20 protein-coding genes are annotated in these 16,672 nt (G+C 72.2%); 12 read left to right on the forward strand and 8 right to left on the reverse strand.

Annotated features, from left to right (window positions below):
* The first annotated feature begins 57 nt into the window (after positions 1 to 57).
* Positions 58 to 435, forward strand: coding sequence for an NADH-quinone oxidoreductase subunit A (gene ndhC / locus EG812_RS14055; RefSeq protein ID WP_013731400.1), 378 nt, complete (start codon positions 58 to 60; stop codon positions 433 to 435).
* Positions 436 to 483: 48 nt separating this feature from the next.
* Here ndhC and folP read toward each other — a convergent pair whose 3' ends face one another.
* A complete protein-coding gene (folP, locus tag EG812_RS14060; RefSeq protein ID WP_126711797.1) occupies positions 484 to 1,353 on the reverse strand; it encodes a dihydropteroate synthase in 870 nt (289 codons plus the stop codon).
* Positions 1,354 to 1,494: 141 nt separating this feature from the next.
* On the opposite strand from folP, the gene EG812_RS14065 reads away from it, so the two are divergent.
* The 4 genes from EG812_RS14065 (at position 1,495) to EG812_RS14080 (ending at position 3,889) form a co-directional block, all read left to right on the forward strand.
* Positions 1,495 to 2,100: a DivIVA domain-containing protein gene (locus EG812_RS14065; protein WP_013731402.1), complete on the forward strand. Its 606-nt coding sequence runs from the start codon at positions 1,495 to 1,497 to the stop codon at positions 2,098 to 2,100.
* The gene (locus EG812_RS14070; protein WP_013731403.1) at positions 2,097 to 2,594 is read left to right on the forward strand and encodes an SRPBCC family protein; all 498 of its coding nucleotides are present in this window, start codon (positions 2,097 to 2,099) and stop codon (positions 2,592 to 2,594) included. Before EG812_RS14065 ends, EG812_RS14070 begins: the two co-directional genes overlap by 4 nt.
* Positions 2,595 to 2,670: 76 nt before the next feature.
* Positions 2,671 to 3,258, forward strand: a complete 588-nt coding sequence (locus EG812_RS14075; protein ID WP_126711798.1) for a DNA-3-methyladenine glycosylase I — start codon at positions 2,671 to 2,673, stop codon at positions 3,256 to 3,258.
* Positions 3,259 to 3,262: 4 nt separating this feature from the next.
* A complete protein-coding gene (locus EG812_RS14080; RefSeq protein ID WP_013731405.1) occupies positions 3,263 to 3,889 on the forward strand; it encodes a hypothetical protein in 627 nt (208 codons plus the stop codon).
* Positions 3,890 to 3,894: 5 nt separating this feature from the next.
* On the opposite strand, the gene EG812_RS14085 is transcribed toward EG812_RS14080, so the two are convergent.
* Positions 3,895 to 4,683 (reverse strand): enoyl-CoA hydratase-related protein, encoded by a 789-nt coding sequence (locus tag EG812_RS14085; protein ID WP_126711799.1) that lies wholly within the window; start codon positions 4,681 to 4,683, stop codon positions 3,895 to 3,897.
* Positions 4,680 to 5,504 (reverse strand): PaaX family transcriptional regulator, encoded by an 825-nt coding sequence (locus tag EG812_RS14090; RefSeq protein ID WP_013731407.1) that lies wholly within the window; start codon positions 5,502 to 5,504, stop codon positions 4,680 to 4,682. Before EG812_RS14090 ends, EG812_RS14085 begins: the two co-directional genes overlap by 4 nt.
* A 190-nt stretch (positions 5,505 to 5,694) precedes the next feature.
* On the opposite strand from EG812_RS14090, the gene EG812_RS14095 reads away from it, so the two are divergent.
* On the forward strand, positions 5,695 to 5,862 hold the full coding sequence (locus EG812_RS14095; protein ID WP_013283866.1) for a DUF3117 domain-containing protein: 168 nt from the start codon (positions 5,695 to 5,697) through the stop codon (positions 5,860 to 5,862).
* Between the two features lie 172 nt (positions 5,863 to 6,034).
* Positions 6,035 to 7,501, forward strand: coding sequence for a leucyl aminopeptidase family protein (locus EG812_RS14100; protein WP_126711917.1), 1,467 nt, complete (start codon positions 6,035 to 6,037; stop codon positions 7,499 to 7,501).
* Positions 7,502 to 7,539: 38 nt separating this feature from the next.
* Here the strand turns inward: EG812_RS14100 and EG812_RS14105 are convergent, their stop codons facing one another.
* On the reverse strand, positions 7,540 to 8,127 hold the full coding sequence (locus EG812_RS14105; RefSeq protein WP_043722884.1) for an O-methyltransferase: 588 nt from the start codon (positions 8,125 to 8,127) through the stop codon (positions 7,540 to 7,542).
* Positions 8,128 to 8,408: 281 nt separating this feature from the next.
* On the opposite strand from EG812_RS14105, the gene EG812_RS14110 reads away from it, so the two are divergent.
* Complete coding sequence (locus EG812_RS14110) at positions 8,409 to 9,731, forward strand: S1C family serine protease (RefSeq protein WP_013731410.1); 1,323 nt, start codon at positions 8,409 to 8,411, stop codon at positions 9,729 to 9,731.
* A gap of 71 nt (positions 9,732 to 9,802) precedes the next feature.
* Positions 9,803 to 10,225 (forward strand): twin-arginine translocase TatA/TatE family subunit, encoded by a 423-nt coding sequence (locus EG812_RS14115; RefSeq protein WP_013731411.1) that lies wholly within the window; start codon positions 9,803 to 9,805, stop codon positions 10,223 to 10,225.
* A gap of 88 nt (positions 10,226 to 10,313) precedes the next feature.
* On the opposite strand, the gene EG812_RS14120 is transcribed toward EG812_RS14115, so the two are convergent.
* From EG812_RS14120 to EG812_RS14130, 3 genes are all read right to left on the reverse strand, one after another.
* Positions 10,314 to 11,462, reverse strand: coding sequence for an Mrp/NBP35 family ATP-binding protein (locus tag EG812_RS14120; RefSeq protein WP_013731412.1), 1,149 nt, complete (start codon positions 11,460 to 11,462; stop codon positions 10,314 to 10,316).
* Between the two features lie 66 nt (positions 11,463 to 11,528).
* The gene (locus EG812_RS14125) at positions 11,529 to 12,158 is read right to left on the reverse strand and encodes a DUF1003 domain-containing protein (RefSeq protein WP_013731413.1); all 630 of its coding nucleotides are present in this window, start codon (positions 12,156 to 12,158) and stop codon (positions 11,529 to 11,531) included.
* Positions 12,151 to 13,434, reverse strand: coding sequence for a magnesium transporter MgtE N-terminal domain-containing protein (locus EG812_RS14130; RefSeq protein ID WP_043722887.1), 1,284 nt, complete (start codon positions 13,432 to 13,434; stop codon positions 12,151 to 12,153). The genes EG812_RS14125 and EG812_RS14130 overlap by 8 nt, the downstream gene beginning before the upstream one ends.
* Positions 13,435 to 13,467: 33 nt before the next feature.
* On the opposite strand from EG812_RS14130, the gene EG812_RS14135 reads away from it, so the two are divergent.
* Positions 13,468 to 14,337 (forward strand): PhzF family phenazine biosynthesis protein, encoded by an 870-nt coding sequence (locus EG812_RS14135; RefSeq protein ID WP_013731415.1) that lies wholly within the window; start codon positions 13,468 to 13,470, stop codon positions 14,335 to 14,337.
* An 83-nt stretch (positions 14,338 to 14,420) separates the two neighbouring features.
* Complete coding sequence (locus EG812_RS14140) at positions 14,421 to 14,885, forward strand: hypothetical protein (RefSeq protein WP_050814691.1); 465 nt, start codon at positions 14,421 to 14,423, stop codon at positions 14,883 to 14,885.
* 10 nt (positions 14,886 to 14,895) lie between these two features.
* On the opposite strand, the gene EG812_RS14145 is transcribed toward EG812_RS14140, so the two are convergent.
* Complete coding sequence (locus EG812_RS14145) at positions 14,896 to 15,600, reverse strand: HAD family hydrolase (RefSeq protein WP_043719599.1); 705 nt, start codon at positions 15,598 to 15,600, stop codon at positions 14,896 to 14,898.
* A 108-nt stretch (positions 15,601 to 15,708) separates the two neighbouring features.
* Between EG812_RS14145 and EG812_RS14150 the strand changes: the two genes are divergently transcribed.
* Positions 15,709 to 16,671, forward strand: a complete 963-nt coding sequence (locus tag EG812_RS14150; protein ID WP_013731418.1) for a DMT family transporter — start codon at positions 15,709 to 15,711, stop codon at positions 16,669 to 16,671.
* The last annotated feature ends 1 nt before the right edge of the window (position 16,672 follow it).

The raw sequence follows: 16,672 nt of genomic DNA on the forward strand, positions 1-16,672 counted from the left end.
GATCACCGCCGCGCTGCCGGTCGTGGCCCCGACCACCGGACGGTAGGCTGACCTGCTGTGACCGGCTATCTGGGCTCGTACGCGACGCTCGGGCTGCTGCTGCTCGTCAGCGTCCTCTTCTTGGTAGTTGCCTTCTCGGCGAACCGGGTGCTGCGGCCCGCTCGACCAGCCGATCCACCCGGAAAACGGGCAAGTTACGAGTGCGGTGTCGACCCGGTCGGTGGCGACTGGGCGCAGATGCAGATCCGCTACTACGTCTACGCCTACCTGTACGTTCTCTTCGCCGTCGAGGCGGTCTTCCTCTTCCCGTGGGCGCTGATCTTCGACCGTCCGGACTTCGGCCTGGTCACCGTCGTGGAGATGGCGATCTTCGTGGCCGTGCTCGCCCTCGGGCTGCTCTACGCGTGGCGGCGCCGGATCCTGCACTGGACCTGACCCGCCGGGCTCAAACGAGCCCTGTCGGCTCAGGCGAGCCCCTGGCTCTCAGGCGAGTCCTCGTCGGCTGACCGCCGGTGGACGGCTGCCCCGGATGCTGGCGACCATGTCCAGGACGCGTCGGGTCGGGCGTACCTGGTGGGCGCGGAAGACCCGGGCACCCAGCCAGGCGGAGACCGCGGTGGCGGCCAGCGTGCCCTCCAGCCGCTCGTCGACCGGCAGGTCCAACGTCTCGCCGACGAAGTCCTTGTTCGACAGGGCGACCAGCAGCGGCCAACCGGTGGCGGTCAGTTCGCCGAGCCGCCGGGTGATCTCCAGCGAGTGCCGGGTGTTCTTGCCGAAGTCGTGCGCCGGGTCGATGAGGATCCCGTCGGGGCGTACGCCGAGTGACACCGCACGTTCGGCGAGCCCGGTCACCGTCGTCACCACGTCGGTCACCACGTCGGCGAAGGCGGCCCGGTGCGGGCGGGTACGCGGACTGAGCCCGCCGGCGTGCGAGCAGACCAGGCCGGCACCGGTGCGGGCGGCGACCTGGGCCAGCGCCGGATCCGCCCCCGACCAGGTGTCGTTGAGCAGGTCCGCGCCGGCCGCGACCGCCTCCACCGCGACCTCGGCCCGCCAGGTGTCGATCGAGATCACCACGTCGGGAAAGGCGGCCCGGACGGCGGCGATGGTGTCGACGGTACGGCGGATCTCCTCGGCCACGTCGACCTCGGCACCGGGGCCGGCCTTCACCCCGCCGATGTCGACGATCTCCGCGCCCTCGTCCACGGCCCGTTCCACGGCCCGCAGAGCGCTGTCGGCGGCGAACGTCGCGCCCCGGTCGAAGAACGAGTCCGGAGTGCGGTTGACGATCGCCATCACCACCAGCTCGTCGGGGTCGAACGTGCGTCCACCGAGCCGCAGCACCCCGGACACCCCGCCTCCTTCACGCCGTACGCCGCCCGGCGACCCGCCGCCGGACACCGTGACGCTATCCGGTCGCAGGTGGCGGGGCCCGTCCGGTACGGCACGCCGGGAGGGGTCGCTCTGCACCGCCGGACATGCCACGATCAGTACATGGGTCAGCTTCTGCTCCTGGTGGTCGTGGCGGTCACCGTCGCGGCGGTGGTGTTCGGCGTGACGGTCCTGGTCAACGGCCAGGATCCCGGCCTGGTGCCGGCCGAGGCGGACGGCCGTGCGGTGCCGTTGCCCGGCGACCGGCCACTGCGCGAGTCGGACGTCGGCGAGGTGCGCTTCGACACCGCGTTGCGCGGGTACCGGATGGCCCAGGTCGACCAGGCGATGCGTCGGGCGGCGTACGACATCGGGTACAAGACCGAGCTGATCGGCGTACTGGAGGCCGAGGTGACCGCGCTGCGGGAGGGACGGACGGCCGAGGCCGACGCCCTGCGCAGCGCCCGTGAGCAGTCCGCGAGCCTGGCCCGCGGCCCGGCACCCGAGGCGACGCGCGACAGCGACGGCGCGGTCGACATCGACCTCGACAAGCACGACGCCGAGCCGGACGACACGACGACGAAGCCGACCGACCCGGCGACCAAGGCGGACCCGGCGACCAAGGCGGACGCAGCGGCCAAGACGGACCTGGCGACCAGGGCGGAGGAGGGCGACGGGGTCGCGGAGGAGGAGCCGCGCGCGTCGGCGGTGCGCGCGGAGTCGCCGTGACCGACCCCGACGCGGCGGACGAGCTTCGCGAGGCGGCCCAACGGGGTGCCGGTGAGGTCACCGCCACCGTGATCGTCAACGCCCCGGCGGAGCAGGTCTTCGCGGCGCTGCTCGCCTGGGAGCGACAGTCCGAGTGGATCCCGTTCACCACGGTGCGCGTGGTCGAGGGGGACGGCGGCGAGGGCAGCCTGGTCGAGGCGGTCACCACGCTCGGCCCGACCGTGCTGCGGGACCGGATGCGGGTGGTACGGGTGGACGCGCCGTACGAGATCGGCGTGGTGCACTGCGGCACGCTGCTGCGTGGGCCGGGGGTGCTGCGCTGCACCCCGTTGGCGAGCGGGCGCAGCCAGGTGGTCTGGCACGAGTGGTTCCATCTGCCGGGTGGCCCGGCCGGCCGGGTGGCCTGGCCGGTGCTCTGGCCCGGCTCGAAGTTCGGTCTGACCCAGGCGCTACGACGCTTCGCCCGTCAGGTCGAGCAGGGTCGCCTGCCCTGAGTTCGTCCCACCGTCGCTCGGCCCGGCACCACGGCGCGCCGCCGGCCTGTCGGTGGGTGGTCCTAGCCTGGATGCCGTGACTGAGCTGGTGATCGGGGCCGACGGGCTACCGCGCTGCCCCTGGGGCGCGGGCACTGCCGACTACGTGGTCTACCACGACGAGGAGTGGGGCCGCCCGGTGCGCGGAGACGACGCCCTCTACGAACGAATGACGTTGGAGGCGTTCCAGTCCGGGTTGTCCTGGCTGACGATTCTGCGCAAGCGGCAGGCGTTCCGGCGGGCCTTCGACGACTTCCGGATCAGCGCGGTCGCCGGCTACGGCGAGGCCGACGTGGCAAGGCTGCTCGCCGACACCGGCATCGTCCGCAACCGCGCCAAGATCGAAGCAGCGATCGCGAACGCCCGGGCCGCTCTGGAGTTGCCCGAGGGCCTGTCCGAGCTGCTCTGGTCCTTCGCGCCGCCGAGTCGGCCCCGGCCGGCCAGCTTCGCAGAGGTGCCGGCCTTGACCGACGCCTCCACGGCGATGGCCAAGGCACTCAAGCGGCGTGGCTTCCGGTTCGTCGGCCCGACCACGGCGTACGCGCTGATGCAGGCCACCGGGATGGTCGACGATCACGTCGCGGGCTGTCACGTCGTGCCGCCCGGTGCGGCCGTGATGGGATAGAGGCATGACGACCGACACCGCACCCCGGGTGGACGGGGCGAGCCAGGCCGACGGTACGGGCACCTGGGCGGTGCTCCTGCCCGCCGGCCGGTACGACGCCGAGCGCCTCGTGCACCACGACACGCTGGAGTTGACCGGCCTGGCGGACGTCGCCGCCCTGCCGCGCGTCGGTGACCAGGTCGCGGTGCTGGCCGACGAGCCGTTGCGGCTGGTGGCGGTGGGCCGGGTGGCCGCGCCGACCAGCTGGCTTCCGGAGGATCCGGACGACCCGCAGTCCGACCGTGGGCCGCAGGCGCTTGTGGTGACGTACACCCGGCGGGCCTTCGACGAACCGGTGCCGGCCGACACGCTCGCCCTCGGCGGCCCGGTGACTGCCCTCGACGCGGGGGCCTTCCGCGACCTGGTGGAGCGGCTCGGACCCCCGCCGCAGCGACAGTCCTGGCTGGTCAGCCTGGATCTGCCGATCGAGGCCGACTCGCCGGCGGAGGCGGTCCGGCTGTTCTGGGCGTACGTGCAGGAACTCGGCCCGCAGGAGCTTCCCGCCTTCGTCTCACCCTCCGGCGACGAGTTGTCGATGCAGGCGTTCGTGCTCGGCGCGGAGGCGAACCAGGATCCGGAAGAGGACGACTGACGTGCTCAGCGGCCCTCGAAGACGGGCCGCTGCTTGTTGACGAAGGCCATGGTGGCCGCCCGGTGGTCGTTGGTGCCGCCGCAGATCGCCTGTGCCTGCGCCTCGGCGGCCAGCGCGTCGGCAAGCGTGCCGGCGTCGGCGACGGAGAGCTGACGCTTGATCGCGCCGTACGCCACGGTCGGGCCGGCGGCGAGCCGGGCGGCGAGTTCCTGAGCGGCCGGCAGCACGCCCTCGTCGTCGTCCACCATCCGGTTGAGCAGGCCGAGCTGGCACGCCTCGTCGGCGCCCACCGGCTCGGCGAGCATCAGCAGCTCGATGGCCTTGGCGTGGCCGACCAGCCGGGGCAGCGTCCACGACGCGCCGGTGTCGGCGGCGAGACCGACCTTGGCGAACGCCATCAGGAACTTGGTCGACGGCCCACCGACGCGGATGTCGGCCAGGAACGCCAGCGAGGCGCCAGCCCCGGCGGCCATGCCACGGACGGCGGCCACCACCGGCTTGGGCAGGCTGGACAGCCGGGCGGCGATCGGGTTGTAGTGCGCCTGGACCGTGTCCAGGGTCTTCCCGGCACCCGATTCGAGGGTGGCCACGTGCTCGCGCAGATCCTGTCCCGCACAGAACGAGCCGCCGGCGCCGGCCAGCACGACCGCCCGGCAACTGCGGTCGGCTTCCAGTTCGGCGAGAGTGTCCCGCAGGGCCTCCTTGAGCGCCACGTTCAGCGAGTTCATCGCCGACGGGCGGTTCAGGGTGAGGGTGACGACGGCATCGGTGCGGTCGACGAGCAGTTCGGTCACGTCTGGCGTTCCTTCTGTCGGATCATCCGGTTACCACCGTCGAGGCACTGCTCGACGTACCGGTCCGCCGCCGGCCGGAGCCGGGCCGCGTGCCGGTCGAAGAAGCTGGCCGCGGCGGTGCCGGGCCAGCGCTCGGGCAGCAGCGCCGGGGGCAGCTGCGGGTCTCGGAAAAGGAAGGTACGCCACGCGTGCACCAACCGGAATCGGGCCGCGTACGCCTCCTCGTCGCCGCTGCGCGCGGTGATTCCGCTCAGCAGGGCGCGCTGCTCGGCGACGAACTGTTCGTAGGCCCGGCCGATCTCGGCCAGGTCCCAGGCCCGGCGGACCAGGCCCATCGCGCCGGGGGTGCCGGCGGCGTGCGCGGCGCTGAACCGCTCGAAGCGTACGCCCGCCTCGTCAAGCATCAGGTCGACGTCCTCGCCGGGCCGGGTGGCCACCCAGACCTGCTCGTCGAGCGTGCCGTAGCCGAGGTAGCGGAGGTTAGCGGCGAGGCGTTGCCGGTCCCGCCGGGCGGACGGGGCGTCGAGCACCAGCAGGTCGAACCGTCCGTCCCAGGTGACCCGGCCGGTGCGGTAGATCCGGGAGGCGGCGTCGTCGAGTCGGCGGCCCGCCTTGGGTGTGATCGAATATCCGGGGCCGGACATCAGTTTGACCGGTTCCAACCAGCCTTGTCGCACCATGCGGGACACCGCGGTACGAACGGCCGGCGGCGCGATCCCGAGCGGAGCCAGGAGTTTGACCAGGGCAGCAACCGGTGCCCGGCCACCCCGGGGCCGGAGGTGGTCGCCGTACAGGTCGAATAGTGCCGACCGTGCCTGCATGACCGCACATTGTGACAGGCCATCTCGGGATAAGCTAGATGCTGTTACATCAATGCTGCTTCGGTTTGGGTCCGGCGGTGTTCATCAGGGAAAATCGTTGGTCGACGCCCCCGTGCAAGTTGCGGGAGGTCATGGCGAAGTGGCTGTGGGGCAACCCACCGACCCTGGTGTAGGTCTGAGGGGAGACAACATGGCGGCGATGAAGCCGCGGACGGGCGACGGTCCGCTGGAAGTCACCAAGGAGGGCCGGGGCATCGTCATGCGGGTCCCGCTGGAGGGTGGTGGCCGGCTCGTCGTCGAGATGACTCCCGACGAGGCGACCGCGCTCGGTGACGCGCTGAAGGCGGCGGCCGGCTGATACGAAGGTCGGTCTGGTCGGCGATGTTCGCCGCCGCGGACGGTTCGTTTCGGGTACGGCTCCCGCAGCCGTACCCAGGCCCTGAGGCACCGGCTCGACCGGTGGCTCAGGGCCTTCATACCATTTCGTGGGCAATTCGACCCGCGATCTTCTTCAGGAGGTACGGCTCCGCGTGCTCGCCATTCGTCTGATCGCCGAGCCGGACCAGCTCGACGCCGTAGCACTGCCCCTGCGACCGGGCGCCGCCGCCGACGCGTCGGCCGCACCGGTTCCCACCGCCGTGGCACTGCCCGCAGAGGTCGCCGACGAGGCTGCTGCGTTGGCTTCGATGATCAGGCTGACCGGCCGGGCCGGCGAAGCGCATCGGCAGCTTCGCCCGGGCGCTGCTCCGGCTCGACTGCTGCTGGTCGGCATCGGGGACGGCGACGAGCCGGGTTGGCGCTCCGCAGGGGCGGCACTGGCCCGAGCGGGCAAAGATGAGACCCATATCACAGTGGCGTTGCCGGTCGGTGTGTCGGCCGAGGCGGTCCGTGGTCTGGTCGAAGGGCTGTTGCTGGCCTCCTACCGCTACCGGTTGGGTGCCGACGCCGAGGCGCCCGCGCTGACCGGCGTGGACCTGGCGGTCGCCGAGCCGGAGGCCTACCAGCAGGCGCTGGAGGTGGCCCGCACCACCGCCACGATGACCCGGCTGGCCCGCGACCTCACCAACACGCCCTCCTCGGTGAAGAACCCGCAGTGGTTCGCCGACCAGGTCGCTGCCGCCGCCACTGACCTGCCCGGACTGCGGCTGCGGGTGCGTGAGCCCGAGGAGTTGGCCGCCGAGGGCTTCGGCGGAATCCTCGCCGTCGGCGGTGGCTCGGCGAGCGGTCCCCGGCTGGTCGAGCTGGACTGGCAACCGGCCGAGGCGAGCACCCATGTGGTGCTTGTGGGTAAGGGCATCACCTTCGACACCGGCGGCATCTCGATCAAGCCGGTGCCGGCCATGAAGCTGATGCGCAAGGACATGGCCGGTGCGGCTGCCGTCGTGGCGGCGACCCTCGGTGCGGCGGCGCTGCAACTGCCGGTGCGCATCACCACGCTCGCCCCGCTGGCCGAGAACATGGTCAGCGGCGCGGCGTTCCGCCCCGGCGACATCATCCGGCACTACGGCGGGCTGACCAGCGAGACGACGAACTCCGACGCGGAGGGGCGGCTGGTGCTCGCCGACGCCCTGGCGTACGCCGTCGCGGAGCTCAAGCCCGACCTGCTGATCGACCTGGCCACCCTGACCGGGGCGAACGCCATCGCGCTCGGCACCCGCACCGGTGCCCTCTACAGCGACAACGACCAGCTCGCCGACGACGTGCTGGCCGCGGTCGCGGAGGCCGGCGAGGCCGCCTGGCGGATGCCGTTGCCGACCGACTACGTCGAGCACCTCGGCAGCGAACTGGCCGACCTGCACAGCGCGCCGACCCAGGGCGGGGGTTCCGTGCTGGCCGCGCTCTACCTGCGCGAGTTCACCGGCGAGCTGCGCGAGAAGTGGCTGCACATCGACATGTCGGCACCCTCCTGGTGCGAGCGGGACGACGCGGAGCTGACCCGGGGTGCGACCGGGTGGGGCGTACGCGGCCTGCTGCGGTGGCTGGCCACGCTCCGCTGAGATCGCCCTGCTGCCAGGTCAGCGCGGAACGCGGCAGGTCAGCAGCGGACCGCGGCCAGCAGGCCGTGCCCGACCGGCAGCAGCGCCGGGATCCAGTGCTCCGACTCCCGGATGGCCTTGACCGCCTCGCGCACCGTCACCGTCTCCGCGTCGCGGGCGGCCGGGTCACCGATCCGGCCGCCGGCCAGCGCGCCGTTGAGCACCAGCACACCGCCGGGCCGCAGCAGCCGCAGCGCGGCGTCCACGCAGGCGGTGAAGCCGGTCGCCTCGGCGTCGACGAAGACCAGGTCGTACGCGCCGTCCGCGAGCCGGGGCAGGACGTCAAGCGCCCGCCCGGTGATGATCCGGGTCCGGCCGGCGACGAAGCCCGCCTCGGTGAAGATGCGTCGGGCGATGCGCTGGTGCTCCACCTCCACGTCGATGGTGGTGAGCACACCGTCGGGGCGCATGCCGCGCAACAGCCAGACCCCGCTGACCCCGGTGCCGGTGCCGATCTCGACCACCGCGCGGGCGTTACCGGCTGCGGCGAGCAGGCGCAACGCGGCACCGGCCCCGGGGGTGACCGCGTCGAGGCCGACCTCGTTGGCCAGACTGCGCGCGGTCCGTAGCACGAGGTCCTCGGGCACGTACGACTCGGCGAAGTGCAACGCCGGGTTCGCCGAACTGCCGGAACCAGCGACCGTGGCGATGGGACACCTCCGGGCAGCGAGCGTGAAGCGGGGGGCGGGTGGGCACTGTGACTCTAGAGGCGGCCCGCCACGGGCGCAGCCGGGCACCCACCCGCGGTGACAACCGCTGACCCCATGCGGCACATCCGTGCAATCCTGGAAGCGGTATCCCGTCGACCGCACGTCCGGCGGCATCCATCGCGGATCGCGGATACCGGGGACGGACTGGGAGGCACCGAGTGACCGACGGCTGGGACTGGCGCCAGCCCGGCGCGAGCGGCGCACCGGCAGGCACGCCGGGGCCCGGACACCCGCCGGGAGGCGCACCGACGACACCGCCGTACGGCGGGCAGTCGGCTGCCTCGCCGTGGTGGTCCGATGCGCTCGCCGACCCGTGGCGTGATCCGTACGCCCCGGCGGCGGTGGTGGTACCGGCCGCGCCGATGCCGGGAACCGAGCCGGAGCCGGTGACCGATCCGGATGCACCCCGGCACCCGAAACTGCGCCAGATGCTGCTCATTCCCCTGATCACGGCGTTGCTCGCGGGCACCCTGGGCGGTGCGCTCGGCTACGCGTTCGCCGTACGCGGAGGTGCCGCCGGGCCGGTGCTCGGTGCCGCGCCGGGTCCGGCGCCCGCGCTCGCCCAGCGTCCACCGGACTCACTGGCCGGGGTCGCCGAACGGGTCCTGCCCAGCGTCGTCACCGTCCGGATGGCGGGGGTGGCCGGCATCAGCGAGGGCTCCGGGTTCATCGTCAGCGCCGACGGGCACGTGATCACGAACGATCACGTGGTCGCCGGTGGCACCGGCAAGGCGTCCGTGGTCTTCAACGACGGCAGTACGGCCCCGGCGACCGTGGTGGGGCAGGACGAGGAGTCCGACATCGCGGTGATCAAAGTCACTCGTAGCGGGCTGCGTCCGGTCGAGTTCGGTGACTCCGACGCACTCGCGGTCGGCGACCCGGTGCTGGCCATCGGTTCGCCGCTGTCCCTGGCCAACACGGTGACGGCGGGCATCGTCAGCGCCCTGGACCGGACGATGCAGGCCGGCGAGCCGGGCGGCCCGACACGCTACTACGCCGCGATCCAGACCGACGCCGCCGTCAACCACGGCAACTCCGGCGGGCCGCTGGTCGACGCGGCCGGGCGGGTGATCGGCGTCAACTCCACGATCAAGTCGCTGGTGTCGGAGGGGCAGGAGGCCGGCAACATCGGGCTCGCCTTCGCCATTCCGATCAACCAGGCGAAGCGGATCACCCAGGAGATCATCGGCACCGGCAAGGCCCGCCGTACGGTGATCGGCGCCCAGGTGGGTGGACCCGGGTCGAACACCAACGGCTCCGGCGTACGCCTGGCGGCCGTGGAGCCGTCCGGCCCGGCGGCCGGTGCGGGTCTGCGGGCCGGTGACGTGATCCTGCGCCTCAACGGCCGGCCGATGACCGAGCCGACCGACCTGATCGCCCTGGTCCGCAAGTACGCGCCCGGCTCGGTGGTGACGGTCGAGTACCGCCGAGGCGCCACCCGGCAAAACACCTCGGTGACCCTCGCGGCCGACGCGAAGTGAGCTCGTCCCCCCTTCTGACCGGCCCGTGACGTGCGTAGTCTTGCTGCGTAGCCCGGTGAGGAGGCCCAGGGGTGTTCGAGAACCTGAACGTGTGGGAGGTCGGCGCGCTGCTGTTGCTGGCGCTGCTGATCTTCGGTGACCGGCTGCCGGCGGTGATCGGCGACGGCCTGCGCATGGTGCGGAACCTGCGCAACATGGCCCGTAACGCGACCACCGACCTGAGCAAGGAACTCGGCACCGACATCCAGTTGGAGGACCTGCACCCGAAGGCGTTCATCCGCAAGCACCTGCTCAGCGAGGAAGACGAGCAGGCGATCCGTAAACCCCTCCAGGGCATGTACGACGATCTGCGGTCGGATGTCACAAAGGTACAGAAGGACATCAAGGACGTGGCTACCGCGGCGGACCCGCGTACCCCCGGCTCCTCCGCGACCGCCTCGCCACCCGCGACCGCGCCGGCACCGCGCAGCGCCAGCTACGACGAGGTCACCTGAGCCCGCGCCTGCGGATGCCCTACCCACGCCGAACCGCCGGTCACCCTCTCGGGTGGCCGGCGGTCGTGGTTGCAGCGAGCGGAGCGGGTCAGCGACCGGACGGCTTGAGGCCGAGCGGCTTGCCGAGCAGCGACTCGCGGCGCACCGCGAGCCGGTCGGCGACCTTGTTCAACGCCTGCGCCGCCGGGGAGTCCGGTGCGGCGAGCACGATCGGGTTGCCCTCGTCGCCGGCCTCGCGTACCCGGGTGTCCAGCGGCACCTGGCCCAGCAGCGGCACCTGCGCGCCGATGGTCTGGGTCAGCGAGTCGGCCACGGTCTGGCCGCCACCGGCGCCGAAGACCTCCATCCGGGAGCCGTCCGGCAGCTCCAGCCAGGACATGTTCTCGATCACACCGACCACCCGCTGGTGGGTCTGCAGCGCGATCGCGCCGGCCCGCTCGGCCACCTCGGCGGCGGCGGCCTGGGGCGTGGTGACCACCAGGATCTCCGCGTTGGGCAGCAACTGGGCCAGGGAGATGGCCACGTCACCGGTGCCCGGCGGCAGGTCGAGCAGGAGCACGTCGAGGTCGCCCCAGTAGACGTCGGCGAGGAACTGCTGCAACGCCCGGTGCAGCATCGGCCCGCGCCAGACCACGGCGGCGTTGCCGGAGGTGAACATGCCGATCGAGATGACCTTCACGCCGTGCGACTGCGGCGGCATGATCATGTCTTCGACCCGGGTGGGACGGCCGTCCGCGCCGAGCATCCGCGGCACGGAGTGTCCATAGATGTCCGCGTCGACCACGCCGACCGACAGGCCCCGGGCGGCCAGCGCGGCAGCCAGGTTCACCGTCACGCTGGACTTCCCCACGCCGCCCTTGCCGCTGGCCACCGCGTACACCCGGGTGCGGGAGCCGGGCTGGGCGAAGGGGATGACCGGTTCCTCGCCGGCGCTGCCGCCCCGCAGCTTGGCCTGAAGACCCTGGCGCTGCTCCGGGCTCATCACGCCGAATTCGATCTCGACACCGGTGACCCCGCTCACCGCGCTCACCGCGGCGGTGATGTCCGAGCGCAGCTTGTCCTTCAGCGGGCAGCCGGCCACGGTGAGCAGCAGCTCGACCCGGACCACACCGTCCTGGTCGACCTCGGCGGAGCGGACCATGCCGAGTTCGGTGATCGGCCGGCGGATCTCCGGGTCGTTGACGGTGGCCAGAGCGGCCTGAACAGCGTCGTTGACGGTGCTGACGGGAGCTGACATGGCGGCAATGTTACGTCGGTGGCTCAGCGTCACCGGTGCCAGCGGCGGTGGTTGTGAGCGATTCGATCAGGTTTTCGGGCGGTGCGGGGTATCGGTGTCCCGCCGGCCGTCTTTCGGATGATCACCGTCCAGGTCGTCACGCGGCTCGTCGAGACCGTCCCCGCCGGCCCGTCCGGTCGTACCCTCCCGCTGCCGGCGCTCCAACCGTTGCCGGCGCTGCGCGGCCTCGTCCAACTCCTCGGCCAACCGGGACAGCTCCGAGCGGACGAAGTCCCGGGTCGCCACCTCACCCAGCGCGATCCGCAGCGCGGCGATCTCCCGGGCCAGGTACTCCGTGTCGGCCTTCTGCAACGTGGCCCGGCGGCGGTCCTCGTCGAACGCCACCCGGTCGCGGTCGGCCTGCCGGTTCTGGGCGAGCAGGATCAGCGGTGCGGCGTACGAGGCCTGGATGGACAGCACCAGGGTCAGGAAGGTGAAGGTGTACGGGTCGAAGCGCAGGCCCGCCGGGGCGAGCGTGTTCCAGGCGAACCAGGCGCAGATGACAAGCGTCATGTAGACGATGAAGTTCGCCGTACCCATGCCGCGGGCGATGCCCTCGGCCCAGCGGCCGAAGGTCTCCTGGTCGACCCGGGGCAGCTTCAGCCCACGGGGCTCCCGGGGCAGGTCGAGCCGTTCCGCCCGGCGCTGTTCAGACATCCGTGTCCTCCGTCGCCGGGTCGCCGTTGGTGCTCATGACCGCGTCCCGGTCCCGCCAGTCCCGAGGCAGCGAATGGTCCAGCACGTCGTCCACGGTGACCGCGCCCACCAGTCGATTGTTCCGATCGATCACCGGCATGGCCACCAGATCGTAGGTGGCCATCCGGCGGGTGATCTCCGGCAGGGGCGTGGTCGGACGCAACGGGTCGATGTCGTTGACCACCACCCCGCCGAGGATGTCGGCGGGCGGCTCACGCAGCAACCGCTGGAAATGCACCATCCCCAGGTAGCGGCCGGTCGGCGTGGTCATCGGCGCGCGGGTCACGAAGACCTGGGCGGCCACCGCCGGGGAGAGCTGCGGCTCCCGGATCCGGGCGAGGGCCTCCGCGACCGTGGCGTCCGGGGGCAGGATGACCGGTTCGGAGGTCATCACGCTGCCGGCGGTGCCCGGCGTGTACTTCAACAGCTGCCGCACCGAATCGGCCTCGTCCGGCTCCATCAGGTCCAGCAGCACGTCCTGATCCGGCGGCGACAGCTCGCCGAGCAGGTCGGCGGCGTCGTCCGGGTCCATCTCCTCCAGGACGTCGGCCGCCCGTTCGCGGTCCAGCGCGGCGAGGATCTCGACCTGGTCGTGCTCCGGCAGTTCGCTGAGCACGTCGGCGAGCAGTTGGTCGTCCAGGGCTGCCGCGACCTCGTTGCGCCGGCGGTCGGGTAGGTCCTGCAACGCGTTGGCCAGGTCGGCCGGGCGCATGTCCTCCAGCACGGCCAGCAGGTTGGCGGTGCCACGGGTGTCGGCGACGCCACTGAGCCCGCGTACGTTGTCCCACTCGACCTGGTGCAGGTTGCCCCGGCGGGCGAGGCGGCCGGTCTGCTCCCGTACGGCCACCCGGGCCAGCGACCATTCGCCGCTTCGGCTGCACTCCATCGCCACGTCGACCACCGTCGCCGCCCGGCCCTCCGGCTGGACCTGCACCCGGCGATCCAGCAGTTCCTGAAGCACCAGCAGCTCGTTGGGGCGCTTCTCGAACCGGCGCAGGTTGAGCGTCCCGCTGCCCAGCACGACGGCTTCGGCGTCGATGGAGGTGATCCGGTTGATGGACAGGAAGATGCGCCGCCGCATCGGCATCTCGGCGACCAGGCCCACCACCTCGGGTGGGCGCTGGCCCGCCCGCAGCCGTGCCACCGCGTCACGAACCCGTCCCACCTGGTCACCGTTGGGGTCGAAGACGGCGACTCCGGCGAGGCGGGCGATGTACACCCGGGTCGGCGTGCTCACGGGCACCAGCCTAAGCGCCTAGGGTTTATCAACATGTCGACCTTGGCTTACGAGATCGTGGACGTGTTCACCGCTCGTCCGTACGCGGGAAACCCGCTCGCGGTGGTGTTCGGTGCCGAAGGGCTGGCCACCGAGCAGATGCAGGCGTTGGCCCGGGAGTTCAACCTTTCGGAGACCGTCTTCGTGCTGCCCGCCACGCAGGTCGGCGTCACGTACCGGGCCCGGATCTTCACGCCGGTCGAGGAGTTGCCGTTCGCCGGGCACCCCAGTGTGGGCGCGGCGGTCACCGCGAGCCGACGCGGTCTGTTCGAGCCGGGCCAGGTCACCCAGGAGTGCGGTGCCGGTGTGTTGCCGATCGAGGTGACCGAGAGCGGCGCGACGCTTACCGGTGGCATGCCCACCCTCGGCCCGGAACTGGATCCCGAGCCGCTGCTGGAGATGGCGGGCCTGGCGGCCGGCGACCACGTCGGTCCGGCACCCCGGGTGGCCGGCTGTGGCCTGGAGTTCCCCTTCCTGCCCGTACGCCCCGAGGCGTTGGCCCGGGCACAGGTGGACCCGCTCGCGGCGCGACGGTACGGAATCGAGCATGTCAGCGTCTTCTCCTGGGACGCGGCGACGCAAACCGCGTACGCCCGGGTCTTCGTGCCCGGCCTCGGCGTGCCGGAGGATCCGGCGACCGGCTCGGCGGCGCTCGGGCTCGGGGTGTGGTTGGTCGCCAGTGGCCTGTTGCCGGCTGACGAACGGTCGTCGTACACCGTCCGGCAGGGCGTCGAGATGGGACGGCCGTCGTCGTTGGCCTGCACGGTCACCGCGGCCGGGGGTACGGTGCTGGGCGCGACCGTCTCCGGCCAGGTGATGGCGGTGGCCAAGGGCGAGATCCTGGTTCCGCCCTTCGTCGGTTGACCGGGCGGCGCGGGACGGGCCGGGTGCGAGAGGATGCCGTGGTGACCGACGAGCACAACAGCACTCCGCTGGTCGACGAGGCGATGAAGAAGGCCTCGGTGGCCTGGGTGACGGTGGCCGACGGCCCGGCCCTCGCGTTGTGGTGCGTCCCGCTGGAGGGTGCGCTCTGCGTGGTAAGTGGTCCCGGCGAGCAGGCCGCACCGGGGCTGGCCGAGGCCGACGAGGCGCAGGTGACGCTCCGCGGTGACCACGGCGGCCGGATCGTGACCTGGCGGGCGCGGGTGTCCCGGGTGCTGCCCGGGACCGACGAGTGGGACACGCTGGCCCCGCTGGTGGGGGCGAAGCGACTCAACGCGCCCGGCTCGACGGCCGACCTGGTGGCCCGCTGGGCGGCCGACGACTGTGCTCTGGTGCGGCTGAGGCCCGCCGGCGACGTGGTGCACGGCGGGCAGTTGCCGGCCGACTCGCTCGCCGAGCCACCCCGGCCGACATCGGCGGTCCGGGCCGCGCGGAAGCCGTTCCGGCTGCACCGGGTACGCCGCCGTTGACCTCACCCGGTCAGGACGGCACCGCCACCGGTGTGCCGTCGACCAGGTGGACCACCTCACCGAGCGTGCCCAAGGCCGGGCCGCCCCAGTCGTTGTCGACGTTGAAGGCCAGGTGGTCGACCAGATCGGGAGCGGCCAGCCGGACGGCGCTCAGTCCGGCCTGCTGCGCGCCGGTCAACTCCTGGCTGCCCCCGTCGCCGACATAGAGGCAGTCCGCCGGCGGCAGGCCGAGCCAGGTGCACGCGGCCAGGTAGAGCGCCGGGTCCGGCTTGCAGCGTTTCGCCTGGATGGAGAAGATCCGCACGTCGAGCAGGGGTGCGACGGCCAGCTCGGGCAGGATCGCCGGTAGCTCGTGGGTGCAGTCGCTGATCACCCCGGTGCGCATGCCTCGTTCGCGTAGCGCCCGCAGGGTCGGCACGGCGTCCGCCCGCAGTCGGGTGTCGGCGCGTACCGCCTGCCGTCGGCAGGCCACCGCCGCGCGCAGCGCCTCCGGCGACGGGCGTACGCCGACCTGGTCGCAGACCCAACGCAGGGTCGCCTCGGCGTCGCCGAAGCGTCCGCTGGCGCGTTCGTAGAAGGTGCGGTCGAGCACGTCGATGTAGGCGTCCGGTGGGCAACCGAGCAACTCGGCAGTGGCACGGTGGCCGCTGCCGCGTCGGATCGGACCGGTCAGCGTGCCGAAGAAATCGAATAGCACTGCCTGGAATCTGGGCATGGGAAGGGGCGCCTCCGGCGCGAGAAGAGGGTCCCGACGGGGACGCGCATGATCGTAACCGAATGATGACGGTCCGTGGTGATCGTCGGCGTGTGAGGATTACCCCTCGTGCCCCTCGAACCGCATCGTCCACCGCGTGAGCTGCTCACCACCGGCGCGCTGGCGCTCGCCGTCGTCGCCGTGTCGTCGTCCGCCCCGCTGATCGCCTTCGCCGCCGCGCCGGCACTGGCTGTCGCGTTCTGGCGCAACATGATCGCGGTGGGCGTGCTGAGCCCGTTCGCGGTGCTGCGGCGGCGGGCCGAGTTCCGCTCGTTGGTCACCGGCGCGGGGCGGCGCGAGGGCATGTTCTGCGTGCTGTCCGGGGTGGCGCTGGCGGCGCACTTCGCCACCTGGATGCCGAGCGCGAAACTCACCTCGGTGGCTGCGGCGACGGCGCTGGTCGCCACCCAACCGGTCTGGCAGGGGCTGATCGCCCGGGCCCAGGGCCGCCGGCTCCCGGCCGGGGTGTGGGCCGGGATCGGCGTGGCGGTCGTCGGTGCCGTGCTGGCCACCGGCGCCGACTTCACGGTGTCCGCGCAGGCCTTCACCGGTGATCTGCTGGCGGTGGTCGGCGGACTGTTCGCGGCGATCTACACGGCGCTGGGGGAGCGGGCCCGGGTCACCGTCAGCACCGCCACCTACACCACCATCTGTTACGGGGTCTGCGCGCTGATCCTGCTGGTGATCTGCCTGGTCGCCGGGGTGCCGCTCGGCGGCTTCGACACCGGGACCTGGCTGGCGGTGCTGGCCCTGGTGGCCGGCGCCCAACTGCTCGGCCACTCGATGTTCAGTTATGCGCTGCGGCGGGTCTCGGCCACCACGGTCAGCGTGTTGATCCTGCTGGAGGCGCCCGGCGCGGCCCTGCTCGGCTGGGCCTGGCTGGGGCAGCTGCCCGACCCGGTGACCCTGCCCGGCCTGGCGCTGCTGCTGGTCGGGGTCGCGGTGGTGGTGCTGAGCAGCGCCCGTACCGCCCGCCGGGCGACCCGGGTGAGCACCGCCGTGCCGGCGGACGCGGCACCGATACGCGACTGAC

The sequence above is a fragment of the Verrucosispora sp. FIM060022 genome (genome assembly GCF_003977705.1).
Classification (GTDB): Bacteria; Actinomycetota; Actinomycetes; order Mycobacteriales; family Micromonosporaceae; genus Micromonospora; species Micromonospora gifhornensis.